The sequence below is a fragment of the Thiopseudomonas sp. SA1F2-1K genome, assembly GCF_057443035.1.
Genome location: NZ_CM172014.1, coordinates 2,400,364 through 2,414,522, shown reverse-complemented (window position 1 = coordinate 2,414,522; position 14,159 = coordinate 2,400,364). Strand labels below are relative to the sequence as shown.

At 45.2% G+C, this 14,159-nt stretch carries 10 protein-coding genes, 1 rRNA gene and 1 riboswitch; of the genes, 9 read left to right on the top strand and 2 right to left on the bottom strand.

Going from position 1 to position 14,159, the window contains the following annotated elements; genetic code table 11:
- Positions 1 to 38 precede the first annotated feature (38 nt).
- Both rrf and AC2T15_RS11700 read left to right on the top strand, forming a co-directional pair.
- A 5S ribosomal RNA gene (gene rrf / locus AC2T15_RS11705) occupies positions 39 to 154 on the top strand.
- A gap of 201 nt (positions 155 to 355) precedes the next feature.
- On the top strand, positions 356 to 1,315 hold the full coding sequence (locus AC2T15_RS11700; RefSeq protein ID WP_053100756.1) for a hypothetical protein: 960 nt from the start codon (positions 356 to 358) through the stop codon (positions 1,313 to 1,315).
- A gap of 46 nt (positions 1,316 to 1,361) precedes the next feature.
- Here the strand turns inward: AC2T15_RS11700 and AC2T15_RS11695 are convergent, their stop codons facing one another.
- On the bottom strand, positions 1,362 to 1,745 hold the full coding sequence (locus AC2T15_RS11695; protein WP_486778384.1) for an MAPEG family protein: 384 nt from the start codon (positions 1,743 to 1,745) through the stop codon (positions 1,362 to 1,364).
- Between the two features lie 111 nt (positions 1,746 to 1,856).
- Positions 1,857 to 1,947, top strand: a riboswitch (S-adenosyl-L-homocysteine riboswitch).
- A 33-nt stretch (positions 1,948 to 1,980) separates the two neighbouring features.
- On the opposite strand from AC2T15_RS11695, the gene ahcY reads away from it, so the two are divergent.
- The 7 genes from ahcY to AC2T15_RS11660 all read left to right on the top strand — a co-directional run bounded on the left by ahcY (position 1,981) and on the right by AC2T15_RS11660 (position 13,202).
- Positions 1,981 to 3,387, top strand: a complete 1,407-nt coding sequence (gene ahcY, locus AC2T15_RS11690) for an adenosylhomocysteinase (RefSeq protein ID WP_486778383.1) — start codon at positions 1,981 to 1,983, stop codon at positions 3,385 to 3,387.
- Positions 3,388 to 3,489: 102 nt separating this feature from the next.
- Positions 3,490 to 4,341, top strand: coding sequence for a methylenetetrahydrofolate reductase [NAD(P)H] (metF, locus tag AC2T15_RS11685; RefSeq protein ID WP_053100753.1), 852 nt, complete (start codon positions 3,490 to 3,492; stop codon positions 4,339 to 4,341).
- Positions 4,342 to 4,480: 139 nt separating this feature from the next.
- Positions 4,481 to 6,463 carry an RNA helicase RhlE2 gene (gene rhlE2 / locus AC2T15_RS11680; RefSeq protein WP_286594429.1) on the top strand — a complete coding sequence of 661 codons (1,983 nt, stop codon included), beginning with the start codon at positions 4,481 to 4,483 and terminating at the stop codon, positions 6,461 to 6,463.
- 155 nt (positions 6,464 to 6,618) lie between these two features.
- Complete coding sequence (locus AC2T15_RS11675) at positions 6,619 to 8,583, top strand: BCCT family transporter (RefSeq protein WP_486778382.1); 1,965 nt, start codon at positions 6,619 to 6,621, stop codon at positions 8,581 to 8,583.
- A gap of 87 nt (positions 8,584 to 8,670) precedes the next feature.
- A complete protein-coding gene (gene rep, locus AC2T15_RS11670) occupies positions 8,671 to 10,680 on the top strand; it encodes a DNA helicase Rep (RefSeq protein ID WP_053100750.1) in 2,010 nt (669 codons plus the stop codon).
- A gap of 14 nt (positions 10,681 to 10,694) precedes the next feature.
- The gene (locus AC2T15_RS11665) at positions 10,695 to 12,194 is read left to right on the top strand and encodes an amino acid permease (protein WP_486778381.1); all 1,500 of its coding nucleotides are present in this window, start codon (positions 10,695 to 10,697) and stop codon (positions 12,192 to 12,194) included.
- A gap of 81 nt (positions 12,195 to 12,275) precedes the next feature.
- Positions 12,276 to 13,202: a LysO family transporter gene (locus AC2T15_RS11660; RefSeq protein ID WP_053106134.1), complete on the top strand. Its 927-nt coding sequence runs from the start codon at positions 12,276 to 12,278 to the stop codon at positions 13,200 to 13,202.
- Between the two features lie 93 nt (positions 13,203 to 13,295).
- Here AC2T15_RS11660 and rpoH read toward each other — a convergent pair whose 3' ends face one another.
- Positions 13,296 to 14,159, bottom strand: a complete 864-nt coding sequence (gene rpoH / locus AC2T15_RS11655) for an RNA polymerase sigma factor RpoH (RefSeq protein ID WP_053100747.1) — start codon at positions 14,157 to 14,159, stop codon at positions 13,296 to 13,298.

Sequence of the window (14,159 nt, the reverse complement as noted above, 5' to 3'; positions counted from 1 at the left end):
ACAATTGCCCAGCCCACAACGGACCTTCTAAAGAATTGCTTGACGACCATAGAGCGTTGGAACCACCTGATCCCTTCCCGAACTCAGTAGTGAAACGATGTATCGCCGATGGTAGTGTGGGGTTTCCCCATGTGAGAGTAGGTCATCGTCAAGCGCCAAACAAAAATCCCCTGTACGCACATCGCGACAGGGGATTTTTTTTGCCTGTTTTTCCTTCTTTAACCACTAAACGCTAGTTGCTGTGATAGTCGTTGTTTCTTATCTAAGTTGTATTGGTTTGTAGTGACATCAAGCTGTCATCTGAATTTACCTTAATAGCTGCAGTTCTATTAACTATCGACTATTAGGTGAAACGATGCTTGAGATTTACATGGTTGTAGGCTTCATGCTGGCGGCCTATTCAATTATTGCCAACGATGCGATTCAAACCCTAGGAACCTTTATTTCTTCTAATAGCAATAGGCCCTGGTGGATTCTTTGGTTGTTTGCCAGTTCAGTACTGGTGGTAGTACTGCTCTACGGTTGGTATAGCTCAACTACGGGTGATGCTTCCTATGGACGTTTAGAGAAAATTCCTTTTCCAGAAGAAGGATTAACCTGGCTGTACATCGTCCCACCGATCGTTATTTTGATTCTGACTCGTTTTTCAATTCCGGTGAGTACCACTTTTTTAGTACTCACCATTTTTGCACCAAGTAACCTAGGTTCAATGTTAGTTAAGTCATTAATGGGCTATGCGGTTGCTTTTGTAGTGGCTATTTTGTTATTTCGTTTTGTTATTCGAGGCTTAACTGAGCACTTTGATCGTACCGCAGGACAACCTGCTCCTGGTTATTGGATCATTTTACAGTGGCTTGCTACCGCTTTTTTATGGAGCCAGTGGTTAATTCAAGACTTAGCCAATATTTTTGTTTATGCACCTCGCCAAGTGACTGCTGATTGGATGATTTTTGCTGTGGTGACCTTTGTCGCTCTGTTAGGAGTGATCTTTTATCATAGCGGGGGAGCGATTCAAAGAATTGTTACTAGTAAAACCGGTACCCGTGATATCCGTGCAGCGACTATTATCGACTTTATCTATGCCTTAGTTTTATTGGTATTTAAAGAGTGGAGCAATATGCCAATGAGTACTACTTGGGTATTCCTAGGCTTGCTGGCAGGTCGAGAGTTTGCGATTGCTATGCACATGTTTAATCCATCAGTGCATGACACGGCTAAAATTGTACGTAGTGATGCGGCTAAGGCAGGGTTAGGACTGGCGATCAGTGTACTGCTAGCCTTAGGTTTACCTTGGTTCTATAGCGTGATTAGCTAGCTGCAATACAAACGCCCTGCGTAAACATTGCGCTGGGCGTTTTGCTTTAAGCGCTGAGCATAAATAGGCTAATTAATAGGCCTAATCCTGCTAGCCAAATTAATGAGCGAAGGCTTGCCCAGTCAGCAATATAGGCAATTAAATATAAAACTCGGCTAATCACAAAACTAATAGCAAGCACATCAATTGTGCTTTGCGCCATTTGGCCAATTTGCTGAGCAATAATGATGGCCGCTGCAAAAAAGGGCGCAATTTCATGGCTATTTAGCTGCGCATTATTGGCACGTTTGGCTTTACCCGTAACTTGATCTAAAAAAGCACGGGGATCGTGATTATCGCTTGCGGGCATTTTACCCAGAAGTTTAGCTGAGGCTGCTGCAATTAAGGGCAGCAGCATAACGATTAGCACACACCAGTAAGCAAGGGTCATAAATACCTCCATTGAAGGGCAGTAAAAGCATGGTTCGGCTATATGTAACATAAGCAGATTAACAAAGCGCTTTGATGAGGTATAATCTCTTACAGCTATTAGCTATTTTCCTATTACGAGGGGCGCTGCAGCAGAAGTTTCTGTCAGGCTCGTAATGGCACGCTGTAACGCTACAGCCTCGTTCAAACGGCGCCCATTCGCGAAGATTAATTAAATGACGAATGGAGACTCTCCTATGAGCGCTGTTGCTCCTAATGGTTTTACCGATTTTAAAGTGGCCGATATTTCCCTTGCTGAGTGGGGCCGTAAAGAAATTATTATTGCTGAGTCAGAGATGCCAGCTTTAATGGGCTTACGTAATAAATATGCTGCATCTCAGCCATTAAAAGGTGCAAAAATTCTTGGCTGTATCCATATGACCATCCAAACGGCAGTGTTAATCGAAACGCTGGTAGCCTTAGGCGCTGAAGTACGTTGGTCCAGCTGCAATATTTTCTCTACTCAAGATCAAGCAGCGGCTGCTATTGCAGCGGCAGGCATTCCAGTCTTTGCCTGGAAAGGTGAAACTGAAGAAGAGTACGTTTGGTGCATTGAGCAAACCATTAATAAAGCTGGGCAGCCTTGGGATGCCAATATGGTGTTGGATGATGGTGGTGATTTAACCGCGATTTTGCATGAAAAATACCCAGAAGTGCTGGCTAACGTTCATGGTATTACAGAGGAAACCACCACTGGCGTGCATCGTTTATTAGAGATGCTGAAAAAAGGTACGTTAAAAGTTCCAGCCATTAACGTTAATGATGCGGTGACTAAAAGTAAGAACGACAACAAATATGGTTGCCGTCATAGCTTAAATGATGCGATCAAGCGCGGTACCGACCATTTATTATCAGGTAAACAAGCCTTAGTTATTGGTTATGGTGATGTGGGTAAAGGCTCGGCGCAATCCTTACGTCAAGAAGGCATGATTGTTAAAGTCACTGAAGTTGATCCTATTTGTGCAATGCAAGCCTGTATGGATGGTTTTGAGTTGGTTTCTCCATACCTTGATGGCATTAATGATGGCACTGATGCTTCAATTGATCAGGCACTGTTGGGCAAAATTGATCTGATCGTAACCACTACTGGTAACGTCAATGTATGTGATGCCGGTATGTTAAAAGCACTAAAAAAACGTGCAATTGTTTGTAATATAGGTCACTTTGACAACGAAATTGACACTGCTTTCATGCGTGAAAACTGGGCTTGGGAAGAAGTTAAACCGCAGGTACACAAAATACACCGTACCGGTAAAGATGGCTTTGATCCACAGAACGATGATTATCTAATCCTCTTAGCTGAAGGCCGCTTAGTTAACTTGGGTAATGCCACTGGTCACCCAAGCCGGATTATGGATGGTTCATTTGCTAACCAGGTGCTGGGACAAATTCACTTATTTGAGCAAAAGTACGCTGATTTAAGCGCAGAGCAACAAGCTGCTCTGTTGACCGTTGAAGTGTTACCGAAAAAACTCGACGAAGAGGTAGCGCTAGAAATGGTTAAAGGTTTTGGTGGAGTGATTACACAATTGACCAAAACCCAAGCCGATTATATTGGGGTACCGGTGGCGGGGCCCTTTAAACCCGATACTTATCGTTATTAAGTGAGACAAACGCCATTACCTAGTAATGGCGTTTTACTTTCTATATTCCTAAATTTTTAAAATTGATAGCGTAAAGGCATAAGCCTGCTATAAGGATATCCAATGAATACAACGCCAAGATGTAGCTTCGAGTTTTTCCCAACTAAAACTGAAGTGGGGCACTTAAAATTAATGGCTGCCGCAGAGCAATTGGCTAGCCGTAATCCGCATTTTTTCTCTTGTACTTATGGAGCCGGTGGTTCTACCCGTGATCGCACCATTGAAACTGTGTTAGGGCTCAAGCAAACCACCCAGGTTTCGACGGCTCCGCACTTATCTTGTGTAGGTGATACGAAAGCCGAGCTTAAAGAGCTATTAGCCTTCTATCAAACCCAAGGCATTGAGCGAATTGTTGCCTTACGTGGTGACTTACCTTCAGGGATGGGGATGGCTAGTAGTGAATTACGTTATGCCAATGAGCTGATTGAATTTATTCGCCAAGAAACTGGTGAGCAGTTTATTTTAGAAGTGGCTGCCTATCCTGAAATGCATCCACAGGCACGTAATTTTGAAGAGGATTTACAGAATTTTGTGCGAAAAGTAGAGGCCGGAGCGAACAGCGCCATCACTCAATATTTCTTTAACGCGGATTGCTACTTTTATTTTGTTGAGCGAGTGCGTAAACTGGGGGTCGAAATTCCTATTATCCCCGGCATCATGCCTATTACTAACTATAGTAAGCTCGCGCGATTCTCTGATGCTTGTGGTGCAGAGTTACCACGTTGGATTCGTAAGCAACTCGAAGCTTACGGGGATGATTCTCAAAGTATCCAAGCATTCGGTACCGAAGTCATTACTTCAATGTGTGAGCAATTGTTAGCCGGTGGGGCGCCTAGCCTACACTTCTATACGCTTAACCAAGCCGAGCCAAGTTTGGCAATTTGGGATAATTTAAATCTTTCAACTAAGCCATAACTTAGTATTTATTTGTAAAACATCGTCACTCAGAACAGTGCCTAGCGCAGGGCACTGTTGGTGAGAAAACTTTAGTTTATGTTTTACCTTAGAATTTCGCGCCCCAAAGTCGGCGGGTCGCCGACCACAGGAAGACTCCATGTCATTTGCAACCCTCGGATTATCTGAGGCGCTGGTTAAGGCTGTGCATGCAGCCGGTTATAGCCAGCCAACTCCCGTACAGCAAAAAGCAATTCCCGCTGTACTTAATGGCCGCGATTTAATGGTAGCTGCACAGACTGGTACCGGAAAAACGGGTGGCTTTGCTTTGCCAGTATTAGAGCAGCTGTTCCCTAACGGTCAACCTGATCGTGAGCAGCGCCATGTGCGTAAACAGCCACGGGTCTTAGTGTTAGCTCCTACTCGTGAGTTAGCCGCTCAGGTGCATGATAGTTTTAAACTGTATGCCACCGAATTACCCTTTGTTAGCGCCTGTATTTTTGGCGGAGTCGGTATGGCTCCGCAGATTAAAGCAGTAGCACGTGGGGTCGATGTATTAGTGGCGTGCCCTGGCCGCTTATTGGATTTGGAAAATCAGCAGAAAATTGATTTATCCGCTGTTGAAATCTTAGTCTTAGATGAAGCTGACAGAATGTTGGATATGGGCTTTATCCATGATGTGAAAAAGGTTTTAGCCAAGTTACCCAAGCAGCGGCAAAATCTGCTATTTTCTGCGACCTTCTCGAAAGATATTACTGATCTAGCATCTCGCTTATTACATAACCCAGAGCGCATTGAGGTCACACCACCCAATACCACGGTGGAGCGGATTGAGCAGTTTGTTTATCGTATTCCCGCGCAACAAAAGCGTGCGTTGCTGGCCCACTTAATTACTTTGGGAGCTTGGGAACAAGTTTTAGTTTTTACCCGTACCAAACACGGGGCCAATCGTTTAGCTGAATACTTAAGCAAAAATGGTTTACCAGCAGCTGCGATTCACGGTAATAAAAGTCAAAATGCCCGAACCCGTGCCTTGGCCGACTTTAAAGACAATAATCTACGCGTATTAGTGGCTACCGATATTGCTGCCCGTGGTTTAGATATTGATCAGCTTCCTTATGTGGTTAACTTTGAGTTACCCAACGTTGAAGAAGACTATGTTCATCGAATTGGGCGTACTGGTCGTGCGGGTCGAGCAGGGCATGCCGTATCTTTAGTGGCGCCCAATGAGGTGCGGTTACTGAAAAACATTGAGCGGATCACTGCGCAAACGATTGCTGAGGGCGATTTAATGGGCTTTAGTCCTGAGCAGTTACCAGCAGAAGAAGTGGCCGAAAGCAACGATGACGAGCGTAAAGCCCGTGGTCGGCGTTCTAACCATCCAACGGCACGTGGACGCAGGCAGCAAAATGAGCGCAATGAAAAAACAGCAACTGGAGCAGCGCGCCGTGGTCGACCTAAAGCTTCTGCGATTGCCGAAGCTAAAGGCTTAGCCGATACGCAAAAAGCCGTACCTGCCACCACTGAATCAGCCAGTGAAGTGAATACTCCACGTAAATCTGCACGTACTTCGAATGAGCGCCAAGCACCACGTACCGCACGTGGCTCACAGCCGCGTAATAATCGCCGCACTGCTGCGCCACAAGTACCGGCAAATCGTGATCCAGAAGTATTTCTCGATGATGAGATTGATAACTTTGGTAACCGTGTCGATTACGTCAGTCCTTATCAAGGCCGAACGACAGCCAGTCAGCGCAATACACGTGGATACCAAGCAACGACTGCCGGTGGACGTGGTGAGGCTGGTAAAAAAACACCGGCTAAGCGTAACTCTAAAGGACGTAATACGCCGGCGGCAGTAAAAACCACGGTAGGCGGTACCCCAATTGCCGCCCCTCGCGCCCAAAAGCCCAGAGCTACTGGTTATAAAGGCCGTAATGCGCAGCGTGGGTTACATACGCCAAGCTATCCGGCTAGCGGTTATTCCCGCTCAGAGCCACGTAATTACCCAGCGGCAGAGCCGGTGACGCCAAAACCTTTAATTATTCGTAAAGGCGAGCGCTTACCGAGTTTAGAACAACTAGAGCAACTGGATCGGCGTAATCGTCGTGAAAAGCCTGCGATTTTTAAGCGCGATGAATAAGGGCTAAAGCCAGCCAGACTAAAAGCAGGTTTAACCACCTGCTTTTTTTATCCTTAAAATTCAGCTGATAGCGGTAAATCTACGCAAAAGAGTAATTTATTGAATCAAATCGGCCTATGCTAGAATCGATTTTTTCAGCAAACTCTGGAGCATTTATGGACAGTTCTCAGCGAGCTAAATCCACGATTAATCCACCGGTATTTTTTGGCTCAGCCTTATTAATTGCCTTGTTAGTGGTATTTGCCAGCGTATTGCCAGAACAGGTCAAAGCCTTTTTTGGGGTGGTGCAAACGTGGATTATGGATAACGCCAGCTGGTTTTATGTATTAGCCGTGGCGATTATTTTGATTGCTACCGTATTTTTGGCCGTGAGTCGCTATGGCGATTTAAAACTGGGCCCAGATCATAGTCAGCCGGAATACAAAAACACTACATGGTTCGCCATGCTGTTTTCCGCTGGTATGGGGATTGGTTTGATGTTCTTTGGGGTTGCTGAGCCGGTGATGCACTTTATTGCGCCCCCTGTCGGTGATCCGCAAACCGTTGAAGCAGCGAAAGAAGCGCTGAAGTTAACGTTTTTCCACTGGGGTTTACATGCCTGGGGAATTTACGCAATTGTGGCGTTAATTTTGGCATTTTTCTGTTATCGCCATAATTTACCCCTCACTTTACGCTCAGCACTATATCCACTGATTGGTGATCGTATTTATGGCCCGATTGGGCATGCAGTGGATATCTTTGCCATCTTAGGAACCGTATTTGGGGTCGCTACCTCTTTAGGCTACGGTGTTTTGCAAATTAATACTGGGTTTAACTACCTGTTTGGTTTACCAGTTGGCGTGACCCCCCAAGTGATTTTGATTATCTCAATTACTGCGCTGGCGACTTTATCAGTTGCTACGGGATTGGATAAAGGAATTCGTCGCCTGTCTGAGCTAAACCTTTCCTTGGCGGTGATTTTGCTGTTACTGATATTGGTGTTAGGGCCCACAGTCTTTTTGCTAAAGACCTTTGTGCAAAATACCGGTGCTTATTTATCCGATATTGTGAATAAAACCTTTAACCTATTTGCCTACGAGCCGACCGACTGGATTGGTGGTTGGACATTGTTGTACTGGGGCTGGTGGTTATCTTGGTCACCTTTTGTCGGTATGTTTATTGCCCGTGTATCTCGTGGTCGAACCATTCGTGAGTTTGTAACAGGGGTTTTATTTGTTCCAACCGGCTTTACCTTATTGTGGATGACTGTGTTTGGTGACACCGCGATTCATATGATTATGCAAGATGGATTGCGTAGCTTGGCCGATGCGGTTAATCAAGACACCTCAATTGCGCTCTTTGCCTTTTTAGAGCATTTCCCATTTTCTACTCTATTGTCCTTAATTGCGGTGCTGATGGTGGTGTTGTTCTTTGTCACCTCAGCGGACTCGGGTTCGTTAGTGATTGATATGTTGGCTTCGGGCGGCAAAAGTATTACTCCTCTGTGGCAGCGTATCTTCTGGGCCTCGTCTACTGGGGTGGTGGCGATCACCTTGTTAATGAGCGGGGGATTAGAGGCACTTCAAACGGCCACAATTGCCAGTGCTTTACCCTTTTCGGTGATTTTGCTGGTTTCGATGTGGGGTTTGTTTAAAGCTGTGCGATTGGACTCCACTAAGCGTGAATTGCGTCATCAAAGTGGTTCTTCCCGCCAAGTAAAACATGCCGGTGATTGGCAGCGCCGGATTCGTAGTATGGCCATGTTTCCACGGCGGGCCCATGTGAATCGCTTTATTGATGAAGTGGTGGTGCCGGCGTGTGAAGAGGTGGCCGTGGAACTACGCAAACAAGGGTTAGAAGTATCGGTGGAGTGCCGAGAGGATAAAAAAGTCCTGTTTGAAGTACAGCACGGCGGTGAAGTGAACTTTGTGTATATTGTACGTCCGCGGGCGTACTTACAGCCAAGCTTTGTGGTAGAAACCGATGAGGAGCAGGAAGAGAAAAAATACTTCCGGGCTGAGGTGCATCTACGTGAAGGTGGACAAGACTATGATGTGATGGGGTGGTCGAAAGATGAAGTGATTGACGACATCATTGATCAGTACGAACAGCATATGCACTTCTTACATGTGGTTCGATAACCTATAATCGCTTGTTAATATTAAGCGCTCTACGGAGCGCTTAATTATTTCTAGTTGAGTCAGTGCTTACAGAGAGTGTTTAGACCTATGGCCAAACTTAATCCCCGTCAGCAAGAGGCGGTGCATTACATTGGTGGCCCGTTATTAGTATTGGCTGGCGCCGGATCAGGTAAAACCAGTGTAATCACCCGAAAAATTGCTTATTTAATTCAGCAGTGCGGCTATTCGGCACGCCATATTGTAGCTGTCACCTTTACCAATAAAGCTGCCCGTGAAATGAAAGAGCGGGTCAGCAGTTTATTGCGTGGACGAGAAGGTGCGGGCTTAACGGTATCGACCTTTCATAATCTAGGCTTAAACATTATTCGACGTGAGCATCAGGTGCTCGGCTATAAATCGGGCTTCTCGATTTTTGATGATGCTGATGTGAAAGGGTTGTTAACTGACATCATGCACAAAGAGTACTCAGGCGATGATGGCGTAGATACGGTAAAGGCACAGATTAGCCAGTGGAAAAATGATCTTGTTCTGCCAGATCAGGCGTTATTGAATGCGCGTAACCCTCAAGAAATGACGGCAGCCACGATCTATACGCATTACCAGCGGACTTTAAAAGCCTATAACGCGGTAGATTTTGATGACTTAATTTTACAGCCAGTTAAGTTATTTCAGCAACATCCAGAAGTTTTAGAAAAATGGCGCGCTAGGGTGCGTTATATGCTGGTGGATGAATACCAAGACACCAACGCCAGTCAGTATTTACTGGTTAAATTACTGGTGCAAGAACGGGGACAGTTTACGGTAGTAGGTGATGATGATCAGTCGATCTATGCCTGGCGTGGAGCGCGGCCAGAAAACTTAATGCTATTAAAGGAAGATTTTCCAGCGCTAAAAGTCATTATGTTGGAGCAAAATTACCGCTCGACTGGGCGCATTCTTAAAGCCGCTAACCAGATTATTAGCAATAACCCCCATGTGTTTACTAAGCAATTATGGAGCGACATGGGCTTTGGTGAAAAAATTCGGGTACTCAAGTGCCGTAATGAAGATGCAGAAGCCGAACGGATTGCGATGGAGATTCTGTCGCAACATTTACGCTTTGGCCATGCCTACAATAAGTTTGCCATTTTGTATCGTGGCAATCATCAAGCCAAATTGATGGAGCTAAAGCTTCAAGTCCACAAAATCCCTTATCGTTTATCCGGTGGCACCAGTTTTTTTGCCCGTCAAGAAGTGCGGGATTTGATGTCTTATTTTCGGCTATTAATTAATCCCGATGACGATAACGCATTTTTGCGGGTGATTAATGTACCGCGCCGCGAAATTGGCTCTAGCACTTTAGAAAAACTTAGTCATTATGCCGCGCAGCGTGATAAGCCCTTGTACAGTGTCTGCGATGAAATGGGCTTAGAGGCGCATTTAGCCCCTCGTTATGTCGAGCGTTTAAGTCGCTTTAAGCAGTACATGGATCGGGTGCGGGAGCGTTGTTATGCTGAAGATCCGATCACTGCTTTAAAAGAGTTAGTAGCTGATATTGATTACGAAGGCTGGATTAACCAAAACAGCTCCAGTGAAAAAGCTGCCGCCTATCGTATGAGTAATGTGTGGTTTTTAATTGACTCGATTCAAACCACTTTAGAGCGTGATGAAGAAGGACAAACCACCTTTGAAGAGGCGATTGCAAAACTAGTCTTAAGAGACATGTTAGAACGCCAAGAAGAAGAGCAAGATGGCGCAGATGGTGTACAAATGATGACTTTACATGCTTCGAAAGGGTTAGAATTTCCCTTTGTTTATATTATGGGCATGGAAGAAGAGTTGCTGCCCCATAAAAACAGTATCGAGGCCGATACTATTGAGGAAGAAAGACGTTTAGCATACGTCGGAATTACTCGGGCAAGGGAGCAGCTAAGTTTCACTTACGCCAGTAAGCGCAAGCAGTATGGTGAAGTGGTCGAGTGTCAACCTAGCCGTTTTTTATATGAACTACCAGAAGAAGATCTCGACTGGGAAGGAACCAAAGAGATCACGGCAGAAGAAAACACAGCACGTGGAGATGCCGCTATGGCTAATATCTTCGCCCAGCTGAAACGATAATTACTGAGAGCTTTATGTCAAACACATATACATCTTCGACGGCGGCAAAACAGCCCGAATTACGTCGAGACCTTAAATCTCGCCATTTGGCGATGATTGCCATTGGGGGGTCGATTGGAACTGGGTTATTTGTTGCTTCGGGCGCGACCATTGCCGAAGCAGGCCCAGGCGGAGCCTTGCTGTCCTACGCCTTAATTGGATTAATGGTGTACTTCTTGATGACCAGCTTAGGCGAGTTAGCGGCGTATATGCCAGTATCGGGCTCCTTCGCCACCTATGGTGCACGCTATGTTGATCCAGGATTTGGTTTCGCTTTAGGTTGGAACTATTGGTACAACTGGGCAGTAACGGTGGCTGTTGACTTAGTGGCTGCACAGCTGGTGATGAGTTACTGGTTTCCCGATGTGTCTGGTTGGATTTGGAGTGCCATTTTTTTAAGTATTATTTTCTTACTTAACTATGTGTCGGTTAAAGGCTTTGGTGAGGCTGAGTATTGGTTCTCACTAATCAAAGTGGCCACGGTAATTATCTTTATCATTACCGGTACATTGATGATTTTTGGCATTCTCAATGGGGGCGAAGCCTTAGCCCAGTCTAAGGGATGGGGGAACTGGTTTATTGGTGATGCGCCTTTTGTTGGTGGTTTGCCAGCGATGATTGGGGTGGCGATGTATGTGGGCTTTTCGTTTCAGGGAACTGAACTGATAGGTATTGCTGCAGGTGAGTCAGCGGATCCAGCTAAAAATATTCCAAGCGCAGTGCGCAAAGTGTTTTGGCGAATTTTGCTGTTCTATATCTTTGCAATTTTGGTTATCAGCTTAATTATTCCCTATAACTCGCCCCGCTTATTAAGCAATGAAATCAGTGATATTAGCGTTAGTCCTTTTACCCTAGTCTTTGAGAATGCAGGCTTAGCCTTTGCTGCCGCGTTAATGAATGCGGTGATTTTAACAGCGGTGTTATCGGCGGGTAGCTCAGGGATGTATGCATCAACCCGTATGCTATTTGCGCTGGCCAAAGAAGGTAAGGCACCTAAAGTGTTTGCTAAGCTCTCGAGCTCAGGTGTACCCCGTAATGCCTTGTATGCAACAACGCTAATTGCAGCGCTGTGCTTTTTAAGCTACATCTACGGTGAAAATACCGTGTATTTATGGCTATTGAATGCCTCAGGGATGACTGGCTTTATTGCTTGGTTAGGGATTGCGGTTAGTCATTATCGCTTTCGTAAAGGTTATGTTGCCCAAGGTCGTAATTTAAACGATTTGCCGTATCAGTCGAGTTTTTTCCCTTATGGTCCTATTTTTGCCTTTGGCTTGTGTTTAATTATTACTCTTGGCCAGTATTACGATAACTTTCGTCAAGGCAATATTGTTTGGGGTGAGTTTATTGCGACCTATATTGGCATCATTATTTTCTTAGTGATTTGGGCGGGTTATAAGCTAACCAAAAAAACTCGCTTTGTGGCCTATCAAGAGATGCAGTTTCCAGAGGCGGTAAAATCACCGCGCTCGTAAAGGTAAATAGGTAGTAGAACAAGGCTCGTAAGAGCCTTTTTCTATTGGAGCAGGGGGCAGGTTATTTGATGAAGGTTTATTGTGCTCAGTGTTTTATCCAATATTAGTTCTTCGGTCTTACCTATTTTGCTGGCCTTAGTGCTTGGTTATGGTTTAGGTAAATATTTAAACAAAGCCCAGATTACTTGGCTGAGCCAAGGTATTACCCCAGTGGTATGGGGTATTTTATTTGTGATTGGACTTGAGTCAGGCGAAGCTTTTAGTTCGCTCAAAAGCGGCTTAAGTACGTTAAAGCATGCTGCTATTTATGCTTTCACCATTAGTTTGGTAGTGTTTATTTTAATTTGGCCACTCAATCGTAAGCGAGCGGGAGTTGGAGCAATTGATAACACTTGGCAAGCGCTGTGGTATCCGATTAAGGAGTGTTTAATCGCCTTTGGCCTCGTGCTTTGTGGGGCTTTTTTTTATCGTTTACAGTGGCACAGCGGTCCAATCGGACAGCTGGCATTTAATATCAGTTATTGGCTGTACCTATTATTGTTATTGATTGGTATGGATTTAGCCCAAGTCAGCATCAGTCGTGCATGGCTAGCGCCACGCGTGTTAGTCATTCCCTTATTGGTGATTGTTGGCTCATTATTGGCCGGGGTGCTACTGAGTTGGTTAACGGGTGAACGCTTAACCACTGCTCTTGCCTTAAGCACAGGGTTTGGTTGGTTTAGTTTATCGGGCGCTTTAGCTGGGCAGTATTTAGGCGAGGCTTATGGCAGTGTTGCTCTGTTAAATGACTTAATGCGTGAGCTGATTGGGCTAACGGTAGTGTTTTTACTAGGGCGTAACTATGCCAACAGCAGTATTGGCGTCTGCGGAGCTACGGCGATGGATACTACTTTGCCTTTTGTACGTAAAGCCTGTGATTACCATTATGTGCCTACAGCGATTATCAGTGGTTTAATTTTAACCGTACTGGCGCCTTTCTTTATGTTGTTCTTCTTAAGTTTAGGTTAGTTGGTGGTTAGACAATAAAAAACGCCCGATGAGTATCGGGCGTTGCTGTATTGGCTTGAACAAAACCTAACGTGCTGTTCAAAACAGCAACGCTTAGGCGGCAATGGCTGCTTTGATTTTGTTCATGGCATTTTTTTCTAGTTGACGAATCCGTTCTGCAGAAACGCCATACTGATCAGCTAGCTGATGCAAAGTGGCTTTTTCTTCGGCTAACCAGCGCTGCTGTACAATGTCACGGCTACGCTCATCTAAGCTTTCTAAAGCATCATAGAGTGCGTTATTGGCATTATCAGTGGCGTCAGACATTTCCAGCTGGCGAGCTGGATCATAGCGATCGTCTTCTAGATAAGTGGCAGGTGCATAGAAAGTGTGATCATCATCTGATTCATCCACTGCAGGATCAAATGACATATCTGCTCCAGTTAAGCGGCTTTCCATTTCGCGTACTTCTCGGGCTTCAACGCCTAAAGACTCAGCGATGCCATTCACTTCATCATTATTTAGCCAAGACAAACGTTTCTTTTGGCTGCGTAAATTAAAAAATAACTTACGTTGAGCTTTAGTGGTGGCTACTTTAACAATGCGCCAGTTACGCAGCACAAACTCATGAATTTCCGCACGAATCCAGTGCACAGCAAAAGATACCAAGCGTACCCCTTTTTCTGGATTAAAGCGTTTGACCGCTTTCATTAAACCGACGTTACCTTCTTGGATTAAATCGCTTTGAGCTAAGCCATAACCTGAGTAACTACGGGCAATGTGCACCACAAAGCGTAAGTGCGACATAACCAGTTGACGCGCGGCTTCTAAGTCTTCGTGGTAATACAGGCGCTCGCCTAAATCACGTTCTTGCTCAAGAGTTAAGAGCGGGATACTGTTTACAGAATGTACGTAAGCCTCTAGGTTGGCGCCTGGGCTTAAAATATTCACCGGTTGTAGTGATGTTGTAGTGTTCAT